At 44.4% G+C, this 23,324-nt stretch carries 20 protein-coding genes, 2 tRNA genes and 1 pseudogene; 10 read left to right on the top strand and 13 right to left on the bottom strand.

Annotation, left to right across the window (positions count from 1 at the left end; all coding sequences use genetic code 11):
• The 12 genes from tnpA to V3V99_02995 all read right to left on the bottom strand — a co-directional run.
• The coding region (gene tnpA, locus V3V99_03050; protein MEE9441625.1) for an IS200/IS605 family transposase at positions 1–389 on the bottom strand (389 nt) is incomplete at its 3' end.
• 124 nt (positions 390–513) lie between these two features.
• The gene (locus tag V3V99_03045; GenBank protein ID MEE9441624.1) at positions 514–936 is read right to left on the bottom strand and encodes an SWIB/MDM2 domain-containing protein; all 423 of its coding nucleotides are present in this window, start codon (positions 934–936) and stop codon (positions 514–516) included.
• Positions 937–1,215: 279 nt separating this feature from the next.
• A complete protein-coding gene (pruA, locus tag V3V99_03040) occupies positions 1,216–2,841 on the bottom strand; it encodes an L-glutamate gamma-semialdehyde dehydrogenase (GenBank protein MEE9441623.1) in 1,626 nt (541 codons plus the stop codon).
• A 144-nt stretch (positions 2,842–2,985) separates the two neighbouring features.
• Complete coding sequence (locus tag V3V99_03035) at positions 2,986–3,501, bottom strand: peptidylprolyl isomerase (GenBank protein ID MEE9441622.1); 516 nt, start codon at positions 3,499–3,501, stop codon at positions 2,986–2,988.
• A 20-nt stretch (positions 3,502–3,521) separates the two neighbouring features.
• On the bottom strand, positions 3,522–4,100 hold the full coding sequence (locus tag V3V99_03030) for an NYN domain-containing protein (GenBank protein MEE9441621.1): 579 nt from the start codon (positions 4,098–4,100) through the stop codon (positions 3,522–3,524).
• 73 nt (positions 4,101–4,173) lie between these two features.
• Complete coding sequence (locus V3V99_03025) at positions 4,174–5,100, bottom strand: PfkB family carbohydrate kinase (protein ID MEE9441620.1); 927 nt, start codon at positions 5,098–5,100, stop codon at positions 4,174–4,176.
• A gap of 1 nt (position 5,101) precedes the next feature.
• Entirely contained in the window at positions 5,102–5,698 is a 597-nt protein-coding gene (locus V3V99_03020; protein MEE9441619.1) for a CDP-alcohol phosphatidyltransferase family protein, read from the bottom strand.
• 118 nt (positions 5,699–5,816) lie between these two features.
• Complete coding sequence (locus V3V99_03015; protein ID MEE9441618.1) at positions 5,817–7,622, bottom strand: M3 family oligoendopeptidase; 1,806 nt, start codon at positions 7,620–7,622, stop codon at positions 5,817–5,819.
• 190 nt (positions 7,623–7,812) lie between these two features.
• The gene (locus V3V99_03010) at positions 7,813–8,130 is read right to left on the bottom strand and encodes a hypothetical protein (protein ID MEE9441617.1); all 318 of its coding nucleotides are present in this window, start codon (positions 8,128–8,130) and stop codon (positions 7,813–7,815) included.
• Between the two features lie 167 nt (positions 8,131–8,297).
• Positions 8,298–10,703, bottom strand: coding sequence for a primosomal protein N' (gene priA / locus V3V99_03005; GenBank protein MEE9441616.1), 2,406 nt, complete (start codon positions 10,701–10,703; stop codon positions 8,298–8,300).
• Positions 10,704–10,761: 58 nt separating this feature from the next.
• Positions 10,762–12,090 carry a hypothetical protein gene (locus tag V3V99_03000; protein MEE9441615.1) on the bottom strand — a complete coding sequence of 443 codons (1,329 nt, stop codon included), beginning with the start codon at positions 12,088–12,090 and terminating at the stop codon, positions 10,762–10,764.
• 88 nt (positions 12,091–12,178) lie between these two features.
• The gene (locus tag V3V99_02995) at positions 12,179–13,543 is read right to left on the bottom strand and encodes a hypothetical protein (GenBank protein MEE9441614.1); all 1,365 of its coding nucleotides are present in this window, start codon (positions 13,541–13,543) and stop codon (positions 12,179–12,181) included.
• Positions 13,544–14,141: 598 nt separating this feature from the next.
• Between V3V99_02995 and V3V99_02990 the strand changes: the two genes are divergently transcribed.
• Positions 14,142–14,936, top strand: coding sequence for an ion transporter (locus tag V3V99_02990; GenBank protein ID MEE9441613.1), 795 nt, complete (start codon positions 14,142–14,144; stop codon positions 14,934–14,936).
• 296 nt (positions 14,937–15,232) lie between these two features.
• On the opposite strand, the gene V3V99_02985 is transcribed toward V3V99_02990, so the two are convergent.
• Positions 15,233–15,643 carry a DUF1761 domain-containing protein gene (locus V3V99_02985; protein MEE9441612.1) on the bottom strand — a complete coding sequence of 137 codons (411 nt, stop codon included), beginning with the start codon at positions 15,641–15,643 and terminating at the stop codon, positions 15,233–15,235.
• A 221-nt stretch (positions 15,644–15,864) separates the two neighbouring features.
• On the opposite strand from V3V99_02985, the gene V3V99_02980 reads away from it, so the two are divergent.
• From V3V99_02980 to V3V99_02940, 9 genes and pseudogenes are all read left to right on the top strand, one after another.
• On the top strand, positions 15,865–16,524 hold the full coding sequence (locus V3V99_02980; protein MEE9441611.1) for a regulatory protein RecX: 660 nt from the start codon (positions 15,865–15,867) through the stop codon (positions 16,522–16,524).
• Positions 16,525–16,526: 2 nt separating this feature from the next.
• Positions 16,527–19,193, top strand: a complete 2,667-nt coding sequence (gene alaS, locus V3V99_02975; GenBank protein ID MEE9441610.1) for an alanine--tRNA ligase — start codon at positions 16,527–16,529, stop codon at positions 19,191–19,193.
• Positions 19,194–19,216: 23 nt separating this feature from the next.
• The gene (locus V3V99_02970) at positions 19,217–19,975 is read left to right on the top strand and encodes a geranylgeranylglyceryl/heptaprenylglyceryl phosphate synthase (protein MEE9441609.1); all 759 of its coding nucleotides are present in this window, start codon (positions 19,217–19,219) and stop codon (positions 19,973–19,975) included.
• An 8-nt stretch (positions 19,976–19,983) separates the two neighbouring features.
• Positions 19,984–20,574, top strand: coding sequence for an SIS domain-containing protein (locus V3V99_02965; protein ID MEE9441608.1), 591 nt, complete (start codon positions 19,984–19,986; stop codon positions 20,572–20,574).
• The gene (locus tag V3V99_02960) at positions 20,571–21,800 is read left to right on the top strand and encodes an O-antigen ligase family protein (protein MEE9441607.1); all 1,230 of its coding nucleotides are present in this window, start codon (positions 20,571–20,573) and stop codon (positions 21,798–21,800) included. The genes V3V99_02965 and V3V99_02960 overlap by 4 nt, the downstream gene beginning before the upstream one ends.
• A 47-nt stretch (positions 21,801–21,847) precedes the next feature.
• Positions 21,848–22,075, top strand: a complete 228-nt coding sequence (locus tag V3V99_02955) for a hypothetical protein (protein MEE9441606.1) — start codon at positions 21,848–21,850, stop codon at positions 22,073–22,075.
• A 42-nt stretch (positions 22,076–22,117) separates the two neighbouring features.
• Positions 22,118–22,195 (top strand) — tRNA-Val (locus V3V99_02950).
• Between the two features lie 52 nt (positions 22,196–22,247).
• A tRNA-Asp gene (locus tag V3V99_02945) sits at positions 22,248–22,326 on the top strand.
• 138 nt (positions 22,327–22,464) lie between these two features.
• Positions 22,465–23,199 (top strand): annotated as a pseudogene (locus V3V99_02940) (IS256 family transposase).
• Positions 23,200–23,324: the final 125 nt, after the last annotated feature.

Genomic DNA, 23,324 nt, shown 5'->3' with positions numbered 1-23,324 from the left:
ATTGTCTTCTCGTCCAAACCTACACTGCTTACGAAATAGCCCGGTGACCAAACAATGTTTTCATTCCAATAGACTTTTGACAACCACGGAAAAAACTCTCGCATCCTTGACGCCAATTGACTTTTTAATCTGCCCATAGTTTCTGATATGCTATATCGGGGAGGAATCGTCATCAACATATGAAGATGATCACCATCAAAGCCAATTGGACCTAGCGTTACACCGGGCATTCCGCGAAGCAGTCCCGGAAACGTCTTGCGAATATAAGAACAGACACCAGGCTTCAGGATCTTTCGGCGGTATTTGCAAACCCAAACAACATGATATTGCAAACAATACATGCTATGCGATGTCTTGATAACTTCCATAACGGTATTATACCGCCTCAAGGCTCATTCATCCACGGCTAAAGCCGTGGTGTTCTGCCTACGGCCGCATAAAAAAACGGACGGCCGACATTCCATGTCAGCCGTCCGCTATTAAATCCCAGTTGTCGATTAGAGAGAATATTTTTTATTTGAGATGCTTACTGACCAGTTTGGTCATCTCAAACATATTGACTTTTTTCTTTCCTCCAAAGACACCTTTCAGCTTAGCGTCGGCAATGATATCCCGTCTGTTTTTCGGATCCTGGAGATCATGCTTCTTGATATAAGCCCAAAGTTTCTTGGTGACTTCGGTGCGAGGAATAGCTTTACTCCCCACGACCTCAGCCAACGCAGCCGAAGGTGTCATTGGTTTCATAAATGCCGCGTTCGGTTTACGTTTAGTGGCTTTTTTCTTCGGGGCCGCTTTCTTCTTCGGTGCGACTTTTCTGGCTACTTTCTTCCTGGCGGCAGTCTTCTTAGTGGTTTTCCTCTTTGGCGCAGCTTTCCTGGTTGTCTTTCGGGCAGGCTTCCTGGCCGCTTTCTTTTTGGTCGTCTTTTTAACTGGCATGTGAACACTCCTTTTAACATTCTTTTATTTGATAAAGTCTGTTTTTTAAATTTTCGCTCCATACTTCTCTCATACTACCTACGCAAAACGTGCTTTCATTAAGTGAATAATCAGTTTTTTTAAACATTGCGCAATAAAAAAAATCAAGTTATATCAATTATTTCATAGGGGATTTGACTGTTTTTTGACTGGCATTTATGGCTTTTGTCAGTAATTCTTAAATATAAAAAAAGCCCGAATACAAATACATATCCGAGCTCGGAATAATATTGAAAATAATCAATCAGCTTCCATAAACGGATAGCGATAATCGGTCGGAGGAACCAGCGCTTCCTTAATCGTCCGAGGCGACGTCCAGCGAATCATATTCGAAAGCGAACCCGCTTTATCATTGGTACCCGAGGCCCGCGAACCGCCGAACGGCTGCTGACCCACTACTGCTCCGGTTGGTTTGTCATTGATATAATAGTTGCCCGCGGCGTGACGCAAGATATTGTTAGCTGTAACAATGGCATAACGATCGCGCGCGAAAATCGCCCCGGTCAAGGCGTACGGGGAGGTCGTGTTGCATATATGCAGTGTTTTCTCGAAATCTTCGTCCTGATAAATATAAATAGTTAGAACCGGACCGAATATTTCTTCCTCCATTAATTTGAAATGAGGATCGCTAGTGACGACAATCGTCGGCTCAATAAAATACCCTTTGGAATCATCATAATTGCCGCCAATGATAATTTCGCAGTCTTTTGACTTTTTGGCATAATCGATATATCCGGTGATATCATCAAAAGCGCTCTTATCAATGACGGCATTAATAAAGTTTGTAAAATCTTCAGGGTCACCCATCTTCAATTCGCCAACCTGTTTGAGAAGCAGATTTTTGACATTATCCCACATTGAGGCGGGTATATACGAACGGGATGCCGCTGAGCATTTTTGTCCCTGATATTCAAAAGCGCCCCGCAATAATGCCGTGGCAACTTCAATCGGTGAGGATGAATTATGAACAAAAACAAAATCCTTACCGCCCGTTTCGCCGACGATTCGCGGATAGCTCTTGTACGAAGCGATATTTTCACCGACCGTCTTCCACATATTTTGAAAGACTGCCGTCGAACCGGTAAAATGAATTCCGGCGAGGTGCTCATTCTTCATTATAATTTCACCGACATCCGCGCCGCGGGCGGTTATCAAATTAATAACACCATCAGGCAATCCGGCTTCTTTCAGAATCTTCATGATAAAATGCGCGGTATAGACAACGCTCGACGCCGGTTTCCAGAGGCAGACGTTACCCATGATGGCCGGAGCCGTCGGTAAGTTGCCCGCGATGGAAACAAAATTAAACGGCGTTACGGCGAATACGAATCCTTCCAGAGGACGATATTCGACATAATTCCAGACGGTATCGGATGAACCGGGCTGTATATGATAGATTTCCTGCATGTAATAGGCGTTAAAGCGGAAGAAGTCGACCAGTTCACAAACCGCGTCAATCTCTGCCTGGAAAATATTTTTACTATGAGCCAACATTGTCGCGGCATTGACTATCGCCCGATACGGTCCGGCCAGAAGGTCCGCCGCCTTTAGAAAAATCGCCGCCCGCTGGTCGAGAGGCATTTGTTCCCAGTCATGCTTGGCGGCCAGGGCGGAATTGATTGCCATCTGAATTTCGTCGGCCCCGCCTCGATAATAATGACCCAGCTCGAATCCATGATTATGAGGGCAAACCATCTTAACGGTTTTATCGGTTTTGATTTCTTTACCGCCGATGATCATCGGCACGTCAAGCTTGCGAGCTTTCAGATTGGCCAGAGCTTTTTTCAAATCCGCCCGTTCCGGAGTCCCGGGAGCATAAGATTTGATCGGCTCGTTTTTAGGCGTCGGAATTCTGTAAATACCCATTTTATCCTCCAAAATTATTTTGTAATCAAATCTGATTTTGATGAGTATAGGTACTTTTTGCACCGACGTCAAGTGTGCGCCGGATAATGAAAATGTATAAAAAGGGCGGAGAATTTTTAAATACTCCGCCTAACGAATTATATTTTATTCACCTGTTGTGTCTGCGACAATTTCAATCAATTCCAACTCAAACGTCAAAGTCTTTCCTGCCAGGGGATGGTTGGCATCGAGGGTCGCGGTGGAATCGGCCATTGCAGTAATCTTGACCGGAAAAGGCTGACCGGAAGCATTCTGCATACTTAATTCCACACCAACTTCGGGCGTAATAGTTTCCGGAAATGATGATAGCGGAACTTCCTGTATCATATCAGGTCGAGGTTGCCCATATGCTTCTTCCGGAGGCAATGTTATTTTCTTAGTTTCACCAACGGTCATTCCCAGAACACCGTTTGAGAACCCCTCAATAATTCCCGGTTTTCCGATTGTAAACTCAAGCGGATCGCGTCCGCGGGAGGAATCGAATTCACTGCCATCATCTAAGGTTCCGACATAATGGACTTTTACCGTGTCGCCGTCTTTTGCGGTTGGATTCATCGAACACCCCATGGTTAATAGAAGCATCAAAAGAGCGACTCCACTGATAATTGTTAAGGCTTTCATTGATTTGTTACCTTCCTCCGTCAATAAACGTTGCGCATACAATCGACTAAAAACTCGGATGTCAATTCAATTCGCTCATCGACGGTTTTTATAAGTTCGGATGATGCCTGCGGTCTCTGGCCGTGCGCCAGATGCGTTACAACGCCCATTGATTTAACGGCTCGAATGGCCGGGACATAATCGCCGTCAGGGGCAAGGAGAATTAAATGCGAGATCATTTTGCGAGCGGCAATTTCCAGCATGTGAGTCGTCATTAAAACGTCAATCCCTTTTTGCTGATAAGTATAAGAGCCATCCTCGTTTAATATTCTCTGAGTACGGCCGAGATATACATCGAAGCGGGGAAGATGCTCCAGGCGTATAAAAAACCCCATCTTCTTCTTATGCATTTCAGCTTCCTGTTCATTCGGCGATTTACCGATCCAGGGCAAGGCATGGTAGTAATAGGTCCGCAATAAATAGAGATCCGCTTCGGAATCGGTAATCACGGTATTGACTAATTTCGTGGCCAGCTTGGAATAATCGATAGCCGGTGAATTATGCTCTTCCGAGAGCATTCTTTCTAAATAAGCGCCGTCAATTTGTACCATAATTCTCATTGAATGATACTCCTTATCCTAATTGTTATAATTATATGTCCGATCCAAAGCGCTCGGGCCGGGCAAATATTTCTTATTGTTCCAACTGTATCTTAAAACCTTTGTTTTTCAATAACTTATTCTGTCGCCGGCGTACTTCGGATTCGTTAAGAATAAAATCGGGTCCGATCTGCTCAATCATGATTGAACTAACGCAGGAAGCAAAAGTACCGCATTCCCACAATGATTCCCCTTTTAAGTGTGCGTAAGTAAATCCGGCCATATAGGTATCACCCGCTCCGGTGGAGTCCAATAAATCAACCGGAAAGGGAGGAATTTCAATAAATTCATTGCCGTCAAAAATAACCGATCCTAATTCCGCCAAAGTAACAATAACTAATTTCGGACCCCAATCTTTAATTATACGAGCTGCTTTAAAAGGATCTTTGCGGCAATCAATGCCGGTTAAGACTTTTCCTTCCAATTCATTCGGTTTGACGATATCGAACAGTCCCAGAATTTCCTCAATGCCCTCCTGCTTTTCGTGATAAATGCGATCATTCTCACCGGCGCCTCGTAACAGCCCCTGAGGATCGCAAAAAAACAAGCCCGAAAAACGATTGCGAATATCGCGAATCAATTCAAACGATACCTCTTTTAAGATTGGTCCTATAAGTATGGCATCGGCATTTTTCAGATACATGTCATCTATTTTTCCAATCGGGTCGGCCCGCCCCAATAGATCAAGATGCCGATTGCCGAAATCATCGTAGTAAATCAGCGAAAAACCGCCGGTTTCACGGGAGGAGTGCACCGAAGCGGTTATCCCGTGTTTTTCAATATCGATTTTAAAACTCTCCGAAAAATCACCGCCAACGGAGCCGATTAAGGTTACTTCGCGGCCCATCCTGGAAAGAGCCAAGGCTGCGTTGGTTGAACATCCCGACAGAATACGCCCTTCCGTTTTGATTTTTTTGGTTTCGATGTAATCATAAACCGGATTGCCGATAGCCAAAATCATTTTATTCGGATCGTCTTTCCAATTCCTTTTTCGAAAACAGCAGTCGCTGAATCGATGTAATCACGGAAGTAGCCCCGACTATAATCAAAAAGATGGCTAAAATATGATTGCCCGGGAAATACTTTTCAAGAAGCACCCCGGCCATGATTAAAATGAATTTTTCCAGTCGTCCCATCATACCTACAGCGACGCTCGGTAAATTACTAATTGATTCGGCGGCGGCTCGAGTATAGGACGCGATTAACATTCCAAACAGAGCAAAAATCGCCCAACCCGGATGCACCATCCCCGATATGCCTATGCCCAGGAGAATAAAAAATTCGCCATAGCGATCGGAAACATGATCAAGAATTCCTCCAAAAGTCGTCCCCATGTTTCCCGCCCGGGCGGTGGCGCCGTCCAGCATATCGGTAATCGAAGTAAGTAATATGAAAATTACCCCGTACCAAATCTCACTCTTCCAGAAAAAATATCCGGATGCGACAGCGCACAGAAGCGACAGGCCGGTCAGAATATTCGGAGTCAGGCCGACCTTGCGACAATATACGCCTAAATGAGTGGAGGTTTCTTCGTAAAATTGTCTCCGGCTATGATGCAATATTTATCCTATCAATAAATTCTATATTTAACTTGCCAATATATCGCTACTTATTACGAGGGTCAAGACGTTTTTATATCATAGTTATATCCTGTAACACGCGAATCTCCGCAATATCTTATTTTTTACTCGCCAACTCGATGTACGGCCCTACGTCAGCCAGGACCCGATTGACCGCCTCTTTCCAAAAATCAATTTTGGTCAAGTCAACCCCGAGATGTTTTTGAGCGATATCCTCTGATGTCATCGATCCCGTGTCGGCCAGCAGAGATCGGTACTTTTCGGAGAATCCGGGACCCTCTTTCTTGGCCAGATCATATATACCTCCCGAAAACAAGTATCCGTATGTGTATGGGAAATTATAAAATGGAACTTCCGTCTCAAAGAAATGAAGCTTCGATGCCCAGAATAACGGGTGATAACCGTCATCGGCAAGAATGCCGTCGTAGGCCTGCTTTTGAGCCTCGACCATCAACTCATTCAACCGTTCCCTGGCGACCGTTCCATTTTCCCGTTCTTTATAAAAATTGCAATCGAATATATAGCGCGCGTGCAAATTACAAAACAGGATCAGGCCTTCCTGAATTTTATGGTCGAGCATGACCAGTCGTTCCTGTTCATTATCGGCATTACCCAGAGCGGCGTCGGTTACCAGAAGTTCATTGAACGTCGATGCGGTTTCGGCAAGATTAAAGGGATAATTGCGAGCGAAATACGGCTGCTCGTATAATACATAACTATGATAAGCGTGGCCGATTTCGTGAGCCAGGGTCATTATCTCCTCGTAATTGCCGGAAAAAGTCATGAAAATTCGGGATTGTTTTTTGAGCGGCAACCCGGAGCAGAACCCCCCCGCGGCCTTACCCGGCCGATCTTCAGCCTCAATCCAGCGTTCATCTATAACCCGGCGAGCGAACTTTCCCATCTCGGGTGAAAACGAAGTCAAATGCTCAACTACAAAATCACACGCCTCATTATACTCAATTTTCTTTTCCGTCTCGCCGATCGGCGCAGTTTGGTCATACCATCTGAAGTTTTTTATTCCCAATAGTTTTTTCTTGGTATCAATATATTCCGCGATTTTGCCAACACCCCCGGACACCGCTTCCCACATGGCGTCAAGAGTTTCGCGTTTCAATCGTCCGTTCAAAAGCGGTTCCACCAATGCCGAATCCCAGTCGCGATTTTTGTAAAGGCTCAATCGATAACCGGCTTGAAAATTGAGCGTCATTGCCGCCAGCGATGCGACCGTTTTCCACGATTCTTCCAGCTTCTCAAACGCTTGTTTTCGAATTGCTCGGTCGGGCGATGCGAATTTGTTGGCCAGTTGCCCCATCGACAAATTTTTGGTTTCCCCGTCCTCGGTAAACTCAGCCGTCATATCCCCGGCCATCCTGGTGTACAACCGGTTCCAGGCATGATACCCATTAACCGAAAGTTCCACTGCCAGCTTTTCCAGATTGGGATCCATTTTCATTCGGGCCTTGTCGCGAAGTTCATTCCAGAAAAACTTAGTCGTGACAAGCTGTGGTTGGTTGACCAGTTTTTCCCAAAATTCATCAGTAGCTCGCGTCGAAAAATCCTCGATATCGGTAATGATTTTTTCCAGATTGGAATTCATTTCCATAATCTCGCTGTCGATGATGATTGCTTTCTCATCTTTGACATCCTGGGCCATTAATTGACCGGCAAAACCGTAGGCATGATGCAGATGCTCGGCCGCGTCGGAAATTTTATTGAAAAAATCGGCCCAGGCGCCCAAATTGGAATCGTCCATAGTTTTCGGTAACTTTTCATATTCCTGTTCAATTTCTTTGATACTCTCGGATAGTTTTTTGCGAAATTCGGCGTATTCTTTTGAATCCGATCCGCCCGGAAATATTGATTCCAAATCCCAGCGCATTTTATTTACATCGGTGCTCATATTTTGCTCCCTGATTTTTTATTGAATAATTCCTGATTGTACCACGAAAAACGGCACGAGTCAAGGGATTGCAGGATATTTAAAGGGAATGTAATGAGACAGTTGAGCAATCTAAAATTACTAATCCTGAACTGAAAGAAAAGAGCTTCTATGGATATGACTAATTACGCCGTGAAAACCGAATAATCTATTACAGATAATCCCGGTCGTTATCCAAACCGCGGCGGCGAAACTTTTTGTCGTTTTTCTTGCCCTGAATCCGCGCTCGCGCCTGAACTTCAGCCAACGATTCATTGGGGTGCAATGGAAAATCACACACCCTCTGAATTGACATCACGCGTTCGCGCTCCATCTCTTTTTTCTTAAACACAACAATTCGTGATTCGAGAATATATAATTTATCCAAATCTTCAGGCAAAAACAGACTCCAAATATCTTTGGGCAATCCGTCGAGCATGAATTTGACATTGGGATATGAAGATAATTTATTTTCCAAATCTTTATTCAATTTTAACCCACCTTACTAAGCAATTCCGGTCGTCTGCGGGGAGCAAATCAAGATATATAGACCAATATACTCTATAATATTAAACCCAAAATTGTCTTATTTGTTCCCGTGGGGATTTTATATTGGCATATATTGAATAAAGACAGAGAATAGTAGTATCAAGAATCTCACATCATATTGAACGGATCGATGTCGAAAATTACACGGATTTTGGTGGGCAGGCCGAAATTGGATTTTTCCCTTTGCCAATTTCTCAGTCGCGAGACGACTTTTTTGATCCCGGCGCATTTCAATATAAATCGGCGCCGGTAATTGCCCCGCAATTTATATAACGGCGCTTTAGCCGGTCCCAAAAGAACAAAATTATTCAGTTTCGCCAGATGTTCTTCCAATTGAATCCGAAAACTGAGCGACTCTTTTTCCAGTAGTTTCTCATCCGGCGATTGCAGAGTAATGTTTATCAGTCTCGAAAACGGCGGATAAAATAGCGTCTCTCGCTCTTTTATGATTCGTTCGAAGAACTCAACATAATTTCCCTCAGACAGCGTCCTGATAACGGGATGGTCGTTATAATATGTCTGGACCATGACCAAGCCTTCGCGGTCGCCCCGCCCGGCCCGTCCGGCCACCTGCAACAGCCGCGCGTAGGTTTTTTCGGCGGCTCGAAAATCGGGCATATCCAGACCGATGTCAGCCGAAAGAACACCCACCAGCGTCACACCCGGAAAATCAAGACCTTTGGTCACCATTTGCGTTCCCAAGAGTAAATCAAATTTTTCCTCGCCAAATTCTCCCAGGATTAATTGCCCCGATTTCGAAGCCGCCCGGTCGGAGTCGATTCGTTCGGCTTTGATATCGGAAAACAACACCGCCAAATTTTCCTCAACCCTCTGAGTGCCCGTTCCGATATGGATAAATTCATGCCCGTTGCATCGAGCGCAATTTTTTTCCGAAGGCTCGACATAATCGCAAAAATGACATTTCAACGAATTCTCGGCCCGATGATAGGTCATGGTAATGCCGCAGTTTTCACAGATCGGCACATGGCCGCATTCACGGCATTTAATCCGCGGCGAAAACCCCCTGCGATTGAGATAATAAATAATCTGCCCGCCGGCTTCATAATGTTTCTCGGTTTCCCGCTTCAGCCGATACGACAAAAATGAAAATTCTCCCGATATCTTTTCGGTCTTCATATCCAGCGTTACGATTTTCGGCATCCGGTATCCCGATTTGGGACGTTGTCTGAGAGTCAACATCGTATATCTGCCGATAACAGCATTGTGATAAGATTCAACCGAAGGGGATGCCGAGCCGAGAATTATCGGACAGCCGACCATGCGAGCCAGCATCACCGCCGCGTCACGGCCATGATAGCGGGGAGCCGGGTCATCCTGCTTGTATGACGGGTCGTGTTCTTCATCGACGATTATCAACCGGGGATTTGAAAGCGGCGCGAAAATAGCCGAGCGAGGCCCGATTACGACCCTGATTTCGCCGGAATGAATCTTTTGCCGAATAGCCAGTCGTTGATTCAAAGTCATGCCCGAATGAATCACGGCGACCCGATCGCCAAAAAAGGCCGCGAATGAAGAGAGAAGTAAACCCGAAAGAGCGATTTCCGGAACCATCACCAGAACCGAACCGCCGGCCTCGACCGCCTTTTTGGCGGCATGACAATACACCAGGGTTTTGCCCGAACCGGTCACGCCGAATAGCATAAACGGTCGAAATGATTTTTTCGTAATGGCCGGTACGATTTCATCATGAGCTTGTTTTTGCTCCGGCAGGAGCGACAATCCCGGCAAATCATGACGAATCGGGTACGAAGTCAATTGCGTCACGCCGCCTTCATCATATATTTTTTTCAGGAATTTTTCATCAACTAATTTTTTAACGCGATAATCGGAAAATCCCATTTCTTCCAGAAGTTGGGTTCTCGAATATATGATTTCCGAATTTAATTTTTGCAATCGCTCCGAATTTTCCAAAGGAGGGATAACATTTTTTTTATTCAGCCGATAACCCATAAGCTTCGCCCGCGTTTGACGCACGCGATAGCGAGTTGTTAAGATATTTTTATCGAGCCAATCCTCGACAATTGCCGAAAATTCTTTGTCGCTATGAACTTTTTCCTCTTTGATTCGCCCATATCGAAGCAGGTATCGAGCCAATTCGTATTCGCCGGTATTGTCTGAAGAAATTGTCTTTAGATATTCAATATCACTCGGAATAAAATCGAGCTTGGTCTTCTTGCTCCCGGTTCCCGGTAAAGCCGCAGCAAGCGTTTCTCCCAAGGGAGCGAAATAGTATTCCGAAATCCAGCGGCAAAAATCGAAGAGGTATTTGGGAAAAGGGGGAAAAGTATCAATTCGCTCTTTGACAAAACGCAGCCGATAGTCAACCGGTTTGGTTTGAAATTCCACGAAAAAACCAACAGCTCTCGTTTTTCCGAAAGGAATCAGAAAACGGCATCCGGATTTGAGATTGTCTGCATCGGCGTTACGAATTTTATACGTGAACAGGTTATGATGAGGCCCCACAACGGCCAGATTGATTAATTTATCGGGCATAATCAAAAAAGGGCAGTCCCAAAAAGACTGCCCTGAAATTCAAGAGTTTATCGTATCATTACAGCTTTTTGAGTTCCTCGACCCTGGCACAGGCTTCGTCAGCCTTATCCTGCATTTTGTTAAATCCATAGAGTTCGCAAAGTCTCTCCCAGGCATCGGTATTTCCCGAATCGTTTTCTACCATCTTCTCATATACCGTAATGGCCTTATCCCAGTTTTCCGTCATAATGTAGGCTCGCGACAGAAAGTCCATCACATCCTGGTCAAACGGCATCAATTCCATATATTTTTCCAAAGGCGCGATAGCTTCTTCGGGTTGCGCATTCAGGAGATTTAAAATACCCAATTGTTTGAGACCATCGGTGTCATTAGGATCGATCTCAATAAGTTTTTCAAATTTCCCTTTGGCGTTGAGCATATATTCCTTAGCCAGAGTGGTATCGTTGGTTGCTACTTCCTGCATTTTGATAAACCAATATTGACCGCCATTAAACAAAAACTGTTTGTTCTCGGGCTCAAGCGCCAGTACTTTCTCGATATATTCATTCCATTTGTCATAATCGCCCAGACGATTAAAAATGACCGATAAATTCACCAGAGTATTGATATCGTCGGGAATATATCCCTCAAGTTTCAAAAACCAATCGCGAGAATTTTCCCAGTCTTCCAGACTAATATGTGCATACGCGATGCGGTTGACGATATCGCCATCTTCGCCCTTGATATCCTTGATTTGATAGTATAAATCGATTGCCTCTTTATGCATATTTTGGCGCTGGTATAATGCCGCCATGCCTATTAACGTTGTTGTATCTCCCGGCTGAGCCGTTAACGCCATCTTGAAATCACTCATCGCCAGGTCAAATGCCTTATTCGTCAGGCTATCATAAATTGATATAGAATCTTCGGGAGAGTTCGCCCTCATATCGGTCACCTGATCATACTGGCCAATATATTCAATGGCGCTGTTATATGATTTCTCCCAGAAGTCCAGCCGTTGCTTTTTCATTTTCTTGATATAGTTTTCTTTTTTATAGCAATTTTTACGATGCTTTTTGTCAATTGATTCATCTTCACAGAAAGCAGCGACGGAATCATAATAGGCTACGACAGTATCAATAGCATTAATCTCTGCATAAAATGTTCCAATCATATAGTAAAATTGGGGAACATGACCGAATCTATCGGCGCCCTCTTTCAATAAATCGATACAGTGGTACAGGTCTTCACGCAATCTTGATTTCTTATATACATGCTGGTAATGAATCTTGGCCGACTGAATATAGGTCGATGCGGCCCATAATTCTTTGTTTTCCTGTGCCTGTACCAGCGGGTATGTGAAAACGACGATTAACAGGACTACTATAGCGATATTTATTTTCCTCACCTTATCCTCCCGATATGTTGATCAAAAAATCGATTCAATTTATTAAATGGCCATTCGATTGTCAACCGCTTCATTGGCCTATCTATACTTAAAGTCTGGTCAGGCGTAAGGTAAAATCGATAACCCCTTTCTCCTCAGGCTCTATATCCAAAGTCCATTCAACCCTGGAAGCGGATTTCTTATCATAATCAATGCTGGCATTGAGAATCTCCCAGAATCCGCCAAAACGCCTCTCGATAATAACCGTTACCGGTTCGTCTTTTTGATTGCGCACTTCAATGCGAATATCATATTCGGTCACTTTGTCGGAAATTCTGCGTCGAGAAACTTCAGTAGTTTCGCCGATGACATCAAACGCCTTGCCAATCCTGAGCTTGACATCCTCATTACGCGGCGTATGATCAATCCGATCTTCTCCCAGCATAATTAGCGACTTATCGGTGTCGGCTTTAAAAATCCTGACTCTCCCGGCGGGTAAGGGCATACCCAGCCCGACTTCCCGGGAATTATTCATTTTGATAAAAACATTGACATCGCCCTGACCCCGAGATGAAAAATATCTTAGTTCTTTTTTTACTATGGCGCGGGCCGGTTCAAACATCGAAATCTGCTTAATCTGGTTGTTCTTAATCGTCGCCTTACGGGGGAGAGTGTACAAATGATATTCAAAAAACGCTTTTTCTTCAAAACCGACGGCCTTCTTCGGGACCGCCGTAGCCATTTCGGCGTATCCCAAACCCCGGTCGTATTCGGGGCGAGCCCGATGAATTTCACCGGCGACAACTTTCAGGATAGCATCTCGATAAGTTTTACCGCTGCGGTTGTCAATCGAAACCCATCCGGTCAAATCCAAAAGCGAATCATTTTCGTCTAAAATCCCAACATATTCAGCATGCCAAATGATGCCCGTTGTCTGATACCCGACAATCGCCTCGGCCGGTCCGGTGAAATTAGACTGATAATCCCAAAACAGGGTCGGTCGGGTAATAAGTCCTTCCGGTAAATCAGGAAATGTCACATCTCGAACCCAGCTTTTGGAAATCGTTTTTATCTTTCCGCCAGTTTGCTCAATCACCAGATATCCGCCACTGAAAGATAATAGCTTGCCGGTAAATAATTCACCCTTTTCGGTAACGATTTCAATATTGTTATCGATGTATTTGTTATAAATCTTGTCCGGGTTAACCAGATCAAAATCGTAATTCTGCTCGAGAATATCGACCTCTTTGGTTGTATCCACAATTTCAAATGTAACCGAAGTAGCGTCGATTCGAGAGGCGACGTCGGTAAATTTGATTTTGCCCAATCCCTGAACGAAATCAAGACTGCGTGTTTCCCGAACAACTCCCAGATCGGAATTATAGACTGTCACGGCAATCTCGTCGGCGATAGCCGGGATAGCCAGAGTCATAATTATTATCGCCAGACCCAGTATTTTAATAATCTGTTTCATTTGTCCCTCCATAACCTTATACGGTTTAGTTTATGCCGACGCCCTGAATAATTCAATATAAAACGTCGAGCTGTTTTCAGGAGGGTTACAGCCAAACCGGCCGTTTCTTCCCTAATATTGTCGATTTTTAGCTGAATTTTGCCCTTGCTTTGTCATAACTTGCCGGCCGCTAAATAAATGACGGGAAAAGCCAGGAAATGTTCAACACAATAAATATTGATTAAAATCAGTTTATCAAAATGGGTTTGTTTCCTCAGATTAACGTTTTGGGTCATATCAACTCGGTGGTGATTACGACAGGCGGGGGGCCTGTTTTTTTTTCCGTAGGGGTCGCGTTTCCCGGCCCGAATGATGTCGCGCCAATGGAATCCGGTCGCGAAAACCGCGCCTCTACGGGTGATATCTCGCTTCATAACATATTTCATCTTACTTAATGCGGAGATTTCGGAAATAGCGGGGAATTGATGGGGGAAGTGATCGTTGTTTTATACCAAGAAATGATTTGTTGCTATTATTGTATAAATTCTATATTATTATCGCAGTCAATGGAATATTTTGAACTCACCCAATGGTGGAGTTTATTCGGCGCGAATAATTTATGAAGAAGCATATTTATAAGTTATTAAATGAAGCACGAACGCAGAAAGGATCAATTAATTATGTGTATTTATTTCTTGTTGTATTAATCGCGGCAAATGTAATAGCGGTAATTCTCGAATCAGTTTCCTCAATCAATTATCTTTTTGAAAAGCAATTTTACTATTTTGAAATATTCTCTGTTATGGTTTTTACCATAGAATATTTATTGAGGGTTTGGTCGTGTACCGAAAATGAGAAATTTCATAAATTTTTAACCGGCCGTGTGCGTTTTATTTTTTCTCCGCTTGCAATAATCGATTTGATAGCAATTCTTCCTTTCTATTTGCCGATATTTGTTGCTATTGATCTAAGATTCTTAAGGGCCTTAAGATTACTGAGAGTTTTTAGAGTGTTGAAAATTGGCAGATATTCCAATGCGTTTATAATTTTGGGCGCTGTATTTAAAAGAAAAAAGGAAGAATTATTACTTACAGTTTTCATGGTCATTATTCTTCTAATTATTGCGTCAAGTGTAATGTATTATCTTGAACATGAAACTCAGCCCATAGTATTTTCAAGTATCCCGGAAGCGATGTGGTGGGGTATGATTACGCTAACTACAGTTGGTTATGGTGATGTTTATCCATTGACGCCAATGGGCAAATTCGTTGGAATGATTATCGCGTTATTGGGAATTGGATTGTTTGCTCTGCCAGCAGGCATATTAGGATCCGGATTTGTCGAAGAGATAGGAAACAAGAAAGGCACTCAAGAAAAATGCCCTCATTGTGGAAAACCTATGGATGATGATTAATCAGGATTAACGTCGACTTCAAGATATAAGGAATATCAACGTCCGCCATCCTCACCCGGCTCTGGTGGGTCGCCGGATTTGGCGTCGTCGCGTTTGTCTTCGCGGATATATTGACTTCCTCAATAGCGGATGTCCTCGTCTGCCGGGGGTCATACCAAAATCCAGTGGATGTGGATTTTCTGAGTAAGCGAATTATTAGTGCCAGGTCACAATTTCGTTTCGCAAAATCAAGACCTGACACAATGGTTTTAAATACATATTCTGTGTAGCGACAACCCTCGGATTGTCGTTGTGTCTTAGCGCCAGAGGCCGATGATCAGACCCATGATGATAAATCCGATGAAATTATAAAAAGCGTTCATCCTGAAGATTTTGGCCGGGCGGTGTTCCATGAGGTCATTAGTTGCCATGGGCGCTATCACAAAGCATATCACTCCGACTACGGCGATGGCACATGCGCCCCAGACCGGTTCGAGACTGGTCCAGACAAGAATGCGAGCAATACCGTAGGCCGATAAAAAAGAAAAGATAAGAACCCAAAAAAGGTTGATCGGCTTATGGTCTTTTTTTGCTTCCTCTTCAGATTTTCCTAAAGCTTCCAGCCAGGTTTTGCCAAAAATTGCTTTGGAATACCAGAGCGCGCCCAGCAACCAGTATGCGGCCGCGGCGACAAAAACGGCCAGATAATTTATTCCCGTAGATTCCATAGAAGTCCCCCTGAAATTTGAGATGGTTGATTCGCCTTATAAAATGTTATGAACTTATAAGTGGCAACAAAAACTTTCGGGTGGGGAATTTATGAAATCAAAATAACCGGGATGTGAAGGAGGGTCCACAAACCGTATCGCCATCCGATCTGTAACCGGATTCACGATAATCCCCAGGACTAATTCTTGTGTTTATGCTTTGGAAAAGATAAATTGGGCATATGATATCAGCGCAGGAATATATCACAATCATCGATATTGGTCGTCGAGGGATGGTTTATCATATCAGTTTTTCCAATGACGTACAGATTCGGGCGATGAAGGGGATAATCGATAAGCTGAATCTATCGGCCGGGGACGAATTTACGGATAGCGAATTTGAGAAGCTCAAAAATATCCTCGATGAGAGTTTCGCCAAATATACCGCCGAATCGATTCTGGCTCGGAGGGCGCATTCGGTCGGAGAGTTAAAAATCAAATTGCGGCAAAAAGATATCTCGGGTGATTTAATCAAATCGATCGTCGGGCGTTTTCGCAAAGACGGGCTTCTGGATGATTACAACTACGGCAAGATGAGGGCCGAATCGCTTCTGCGGCGTAAACCGGCCGGACGGGGGTATCTGATTCGCGATTTGCAGAATAAACTGGTACCTCGCCAAATAGCCGAAAGTGTGATTACGGAAATACTCGCCGAGGTCGATGAATCAGAATTGGCCGCGCAATTGTTGGAGAAAAAGCGTATATCTTTGACAAAGTTTGATCTTGAAACGGCCCGGCAGAAAGCATATACTTACCTGTCACGCCGGGCAATTTCGTACGGCGCGGCCAAAACCGCATTCGATAAGGTATTTGATAAAAACGAATTCAAACGAGGTGAGTAGAAATTAATTCGATCGATATCAGACAGTCATTTATAGATTTTTTCATTGAGCGGGGGCATTCGCATCAGCCGTCGTCGCCGGTTATTCCGCTCGATGACCCGACGCTACTTTTTGTCAACGCCGGGATGAATCAGTTTAAGGATGTTTTTACCGGCAGCCGTAAGGTGTCGTACAGCCGGGCGACAACTTCGCAAAAATGTATCCGCGCCGGCGGAAAACATAATGACCTGGAAAACGTCGGGCAGACCAACCGCCATCATACTTTCTTTGAGATGCTGGGGAATTTTTCATTCGGCGATTATTTCAAGGAAGAAGCGATAGTATTTGCCTGGGACTGGGTCACGAAAACGCTGGAGCTTTCCAAAGATCGGCTGTATGCGACCGTGTATGAAACGGATGATGACGCGTTCGCTCTCTGGGAGAAAATCGCGCCGGAGCTAAAGAACGGGCGTATCTTGCGATTCGGTAAAAATGATAATTATTGGTCGATGGGCAATGTCGGGCCATGCGGGCCGTGTTCGGAAATTCATTATGATATGGGCGATCATCTGACCAAAGACGATCCCAAAGCCTGGATAAATACCGAAAACGACCGCTATGTTGAGTTCTGGAATCTGGTATTTATGCAATACGATCAACCGGCCGATGGAGGTGACAAAGTTCCTCTGCCCAAACCGTCGGTGGATACCGGCGCGGGATTGGAACGGATCGCGGCTATAATGCAGGGTGTCAGCTCAAACTATGAAACCGATTTGTTCACGCCGTTGACGGCGCAGGTCGCCGCAATAACTGGCATAAAATATGATACCAAAAAGGCACAATGTGCCTCTCATAGAGTTATTGCCGATCATGTCCGGGCGCTGTCGTTCGCTTTGGCTGACGGTGGGGGACTTTCTAACGAAGGACGCAGTTATGTATTGAGGCGAATTCTGAGACGAGCCGCTCGTCACGGGAGACTTCTGGGGTATCACGAGCCGATTATTTATCAGCTTGTTCCGACTTTGATTGATATTATGGGCGGATATTTCACGGAGCTGAAAGAAAAGCAAAATCATATCGAGGCGGTTATCAAATCGGAAGAGGAACGGTTTAGCGATCTTTTGGATAACGGGCTGGAGTTGTTTTCGCAACTCGAAAAGAAAGTCAAATCATCCGGCAGCGATACGATTCCGGGCGAGGATATTTTTAAGCTGTATGATACTTACGGTTTCCCGGTTGATATGACGGCGATTATGGCGAGTGAGTCCGGACTGAAAATGGATATGGATGGTTTCGAGAAGAACATGAACCAGAGGCAGGAGCAATCGCGAGCAGGGTCTGACTTTTCCTCAAAAAAGTTTATTTCAACCCATTTGTTGGAAGCAAGAATTGATGCATATTGGGAAAATGAGAAGACAGAATTTGTTCGAGAAACTAATACTGAAACTGTAATTGAAGTTAAAACAAAGGTTATCGACAGCCAAATACCTGCTTTAAGGGATGAAGTTGCTATCGCCTTATATGAAACTCCTTTTTATGTCGAAGCTGGTGGACAAACAGGAGATATGGGAATTATCAAAGGTGACGATTTTTGTATTACAATATTAAAGGTAAGGCAATATAAGGATATAATTATACACCGCGGAAATATCACAAAAGGACACAAAGAGATTATTGAACATGGTACCAATGTAACCGCTCGCATCGACAAACGACGCCGGAAGGATATAATGCGCAATCATACGGCTACGCATCTGCTTCATGCCGCCCTCCGAAAAGTCCTCGGCGATCATGTTAAACAATCGGGGTCGTTGGTTGAGCCGGAACGGTTGCGTTTTGATTTCTCTCATTTCCATGCGATGACATCGGGCGAGGTTTTGCATGTCGAGAAAATTGTCAATGAGCAGATTCTTGAGGCTACGCCGGTGGCCACCGAAATAAAATCAGTCGATGAGGCGATGAAATCGGGAGCAATGGCATTGTTTGGCGAAAAGTACGGCGATGAAGTGCGGATCGTTTCGGTTGGTGATTTTTCCAAGGAATTATGCGGCGGGACGCATGTGAGCAATACATCGGAAATCGGATCGTTTATGATAACCGAGGAGACAGCTATCGCGTCGGGCGTGCGCCGTATAGAAGCGGTAACGGGACGAGGCTCGAGAGATTTATTCTTAAAACACAAAGAAATAGTGTTCAATCTTGACTCGTTACTCAGTACACATTCAGATAAAGTGGTGGATTCTGTTCAGAAAATTCTAGATGATTATAAAAGTAAACAGAAAGAAATCAAAAAACTAAAAGCAGAGCGATTTTCAGGAAGCGGTGATCAACCGGTCGGCCAAACGGAAAAAATTGGAGATGTCGAGTTTAGCCATCATGACTTTGGCGAGACTGATCAGGACAGCATGGCAGGATATGTAGATAGAATAAAACCACTTTCAATTAGCAGTATTAACGCATCCATAGGTACGATAAATGGCAAAAGTACAATTATGATGTCAGGCTCAGCGGGAGCGATAGAACAAGGGTATGATATTACATATTTATTTGTTAGCACTGCAAATCCATTAGGAGGTAAAGGCGGTGGCAAATCGAATTTTGCGCGAGGTGGATTGCCCAACGATGATTTAAAAGATAAATGGATAGAAAAGGTAAGAGAAGAGATTGAGAAAAAGGAAAAAGTAAAATAACATGGATGTGGGGTGCAGGGGACATGCCTTTATTTGATGATTTATTAAAAATCAGGGATGACAAGGGGGCGGGTTTTTTGCTCCTGCTCGATCCGGATCGAGTCGAACGTAAGCGACTTATATCCGCCGCCCAGTCGGCTCAGGTTTGCGGAGTGGACGCAATTCTGGCGGGGAGTTCGCTGATTACCCATAATGATTTCGACAGCGGCATGGCCGACATCAAGCGGGTGACGAAATTGCCGGTAATCTTGTTTCCCGGCAGTTCCGGACAGGTTTCCAGACATGCCGATGGGATTTTATATATCTCTCTTATCTCCGGTCGCAATCCGACTTACCTGATTGAAGAGCAGGTTAAGGGTGCGCCGATGATTAAGGCGTTTGGCCTGGAACCGATTCCAACCGGGTATATGTTGATTGATTCGGGGAGAATAACGTCGGTTCAATATATTTCAGGGACGATTCCGATTCCGAGAAATAAAAACGATATCGCCATGGCTCATGCGCTGGCCGCTCAATATATGGGGATGAAACTGGTTTATCTCGAGGCCGGTTCCGGGGCGTCGCAGCCTGTTCCCGGCGAGATGGTGACAGCGGTGGCCGAGTATTGCGATTTGCCGGTCATTGTGGGAGGCGGAATCCGACGTCCGGAACAGGCGGCGGCGATGATTGAGACGGGAGCGTCGTTTGTCGTTATCGGAACCCGGCTGGAATTTGAAGATGATTATGGATTTATGACTGAGATGGCTGATGCTATTCATTCATCAACAAAAACAACCATATAGAGAACGATATGAAAAAGAATGAAAAAAGAAAAATGCTGCTGCTGGCGGCGGCCGATGGGGTAGCGGTTCGACATAAACTGTGCCAGAATCTGCTCAATGATATAATTGATATGGCGCAGCGGTTATCCCGCGTATTAAAAAAAGGCGGAACGATTTATCTGGCGGGAAACGGCGGATCGGCTGCCGATTGCGAACATTTTGCGACCGAACTTGTCGTTCGTTTGACAGGTAAGTTTCAGCGTCCATCTCTCCCGGCCGTTTCATTAACGGCCAATAGTTCTCTTTTGACCGCGGCCGGAAATGATTACGGTTTTGATAAGATATTTTCCCGCCAGGTTGAATCATTGGTATCCAAAAAGGACGCGCTTGTTGTAATATCAACTTCGGGTAACTCGGCAAATTTAATTACCGCCGCCAAAGCCGCTCGAAAGAAAAAAGCCGAAGTGTATTCGTTACTGGGATCCAAGGGAGGCAAACTCAAAAGATATTCCGATTATAAACTGATTATTCCTTCCAACTCGGTGCAAAGGATTCAGGAGGAGCATATCTTTATCATACATAATTTAGTTTATCTTATCGAGCGAGACTTGTTTTCATGACGATAGCAAAAAATTCCCTGAAAATAACCTGGATAGGTTTGGCCGGATACGCTCTGACGGCTCCGGCGTCGATTGCGGCATCTCAACTTTTTTTTGGAGTGGCCGTGACGGCATTTTTGTTTTATTTGATTTTATATCAGCATAAATCATCTCTGGTGTTTCCTCCTTTTTTAATAATCCTGAGTATAGCTGCTTTTATCATTTTTCGATTTATCTCAATGGTCAAAGGAGGGACCGATGTTTTTATGATTCGGGAGGAGTGGTTGTTTTTGATGGCCTTATTCGGGGCCGTCGTGTTTCAAGATATCAGGAATCTGGCCCGCCTCCTGGATGTTTTTGCCGCGGGTATCATTATCATGGGCGGTTATGGCATCTGGCAGCATTTTGTCGGGGTTGATCTATATCATCAGGTATTACTGAGCCGGATGATTTTCGGATATCGGGCGATTGGAACTTTTTCGACTTATTTGACATTTTCAGGATTTTTTGCCATTGCCGCGATATTCCTGGTACCGGCCGGATTTACGGCAACCAGCAAATTCAGAAAAATATATTACTTATTGGCCTCTCAAATCAGCCTCGCCTGCATTTTGTTTAACTATTCACGCTCGACGATTGTCGCTCTTGTAATCGGTGTGGTATTTTTAATTATCCTGGTGAGCGCCCGGTACCGAAAATGGATTGCTTTGTTACTTCTCCTGACGATGGCAGTCGGAATTGTTGTATCTCCTGATTTTCTGGATCGATTCAGAAATTTGACCGGAACTGAGTTCTCGATCAAATATGCCAATTCCCGGTTGGCAATCTGGCAAACAGCTTTGTCAATGATTGAAGAAAAGCCCGTTTTCGGAGTTGGTCCGGGGAATTTCGATAAAGAGTACATTGCTCTTCGCCAGGTCAGAGTCGGCCGGAATCTGTCTCACGCCCATAATGATATATTGAATGTCGCCGCCGAATCAGGCATAATTTGTGCCCTATTATATCTTTTAATGTGGGGCATCGTCGTTGTTAAATTGTATAAGGGTTATATCAAATGTCCTGACGGATGGCAAAAGGGTTTGATTTTGGGGACCTTATTATCTTCAGTAGTGTTTTTTGTAATGTCTCAGTTTGAGGCGTTTTTTGCCGATGAAGAAGTAAGGTTGCTTTTGATGTTTTTCTGGGGGATTGGGCTGGCTGTTTTGGGCAATTTGAAGGCTTCGGAAAAGTTATCCGAAATTGCGTAATGAAATAACTTGACAAGATTGGTATTGAGCATATATTGAATCCGCTTATGGCAAAGAAAAAAACAAAATCCGAAGGCGGTTTGCCGTTTGGGCCGAAAAACTGGGCGCTGATGGGCGCCGGATTAGTTTCGATAATTATCGGCTATATCTCGCTCGGCAGTGGCTCGATAACTTTGGCGCCGATTCTTCTGGTTTTGGGTTATTGTGTATTTTTCCCGATCGGTATAATATTAAAAGACCGACCGGATGAAGAGATAAGCGAGGATGAAGCTTAGGGGTAGTCACTGGAAAAAGAAGAGGTGACGCCCGGTTTGGATGGGCAGTTAGCTCAGCTGGTTCAGAGCACCTGCCTTACACGCAGGGAGTCACTGGTTCGAATCCAGTACTGCCCACCATAGATAGAAGATTAACAAAAGACATAAAGAGATTATCCGAAAAGTATAAGTCGGGGTTGTAGTTCAGTTTGGTTTAGAACGCCTGCCTGTCACGCAGGAGGCCGCGAGTTCGAGTCTCGTCAACCCCGCCAGATAATACGGGATGACCCTTTGGCAAGAATGTCAAAGGGTTTTCTGTATGTGGGGAGCCTGTAAGGAATTTTGTGTAAATGTAAATAATTGATTATGCTTCGAAATTGAAAACTGAAGCATTTACACAGGAGACCAACATGAGTTCGATTGATCCCGCTCTAATCAAAGAATTACTCAAGGATTATAAAAAGCCCGAGGATTTGATTGGTAAAGACGGCTTGCTGAAACAACTCACCAAAGCCCTTTTGGAAAAAGCTCTCGATTCCGAGTTGACCGAGCATTTAGGCTACGAGAAAAATGCCTTATCCGGTAAAAACAACAGCAATTCCCGTAATGGTAGAAGTCGTAAAACACTCAAGACTGACCGTGGTGATATGAACATATCAGTTCCCCGCGACCGCCAGAGTGACTTTGAACCCCAGATAGTCCAAAAAGGACAACGCCGTTTTACCGGTTTTGATGACAAAATTCTCTCGATGTATGCTCGTGGTATGACAACCCGTGATATTCAAGGTCATCTCAAAGATATTTACAACGTTGATGTCTCACCAGAGTTGATTTCAACGGTCACGAACGGTGTTTTGGATATGGTCAAAGAATGGCAGAACCGTCCTTTGGATACGGTCTATCCGATTATGTATTTTGACGCTCTTCGGATGAAGATTCGTGAAGATGGTCGGGTGGTTAACAAGGCGGTTTATCTTGCCTTAGGTGTCAATATGGATGGCCACAAGGATGTGCTGGGTATATGGCTTGACAAGAACGAGGGCGCCAAGTTCTGGCTGAATGTGTTTACCGAACTTAAGAATCGTGGTATCAACGATATCCTGATAGCCTGTGTTGATGGTCTCAAGGGTCTTCCTGAAGCAATGAGCCTGTAAGGAATTTTGTGTAAATGTAAATAATTGATTATGCTTCGAAATTAAAAAGAGAAGCATTTACACAGGAGAATTAACATGAATTCGATTGATCCCGCTTTAATTAAAGAACTTCTCAA

It is taken from the genome of Candidatus Zixiibacteriota bacterium (assembly GCA_036480375.1).
Classification (GTDB): domain Bacteria; phylum Zixibacteria; class MSB-5A5; order GN15; family JAAZOE01; genus JAZGGI01.
Note: the sequence above shows the minus strand (reverse complement) of the source record. Positions and strands in the feature narration are given on the sequence as shown.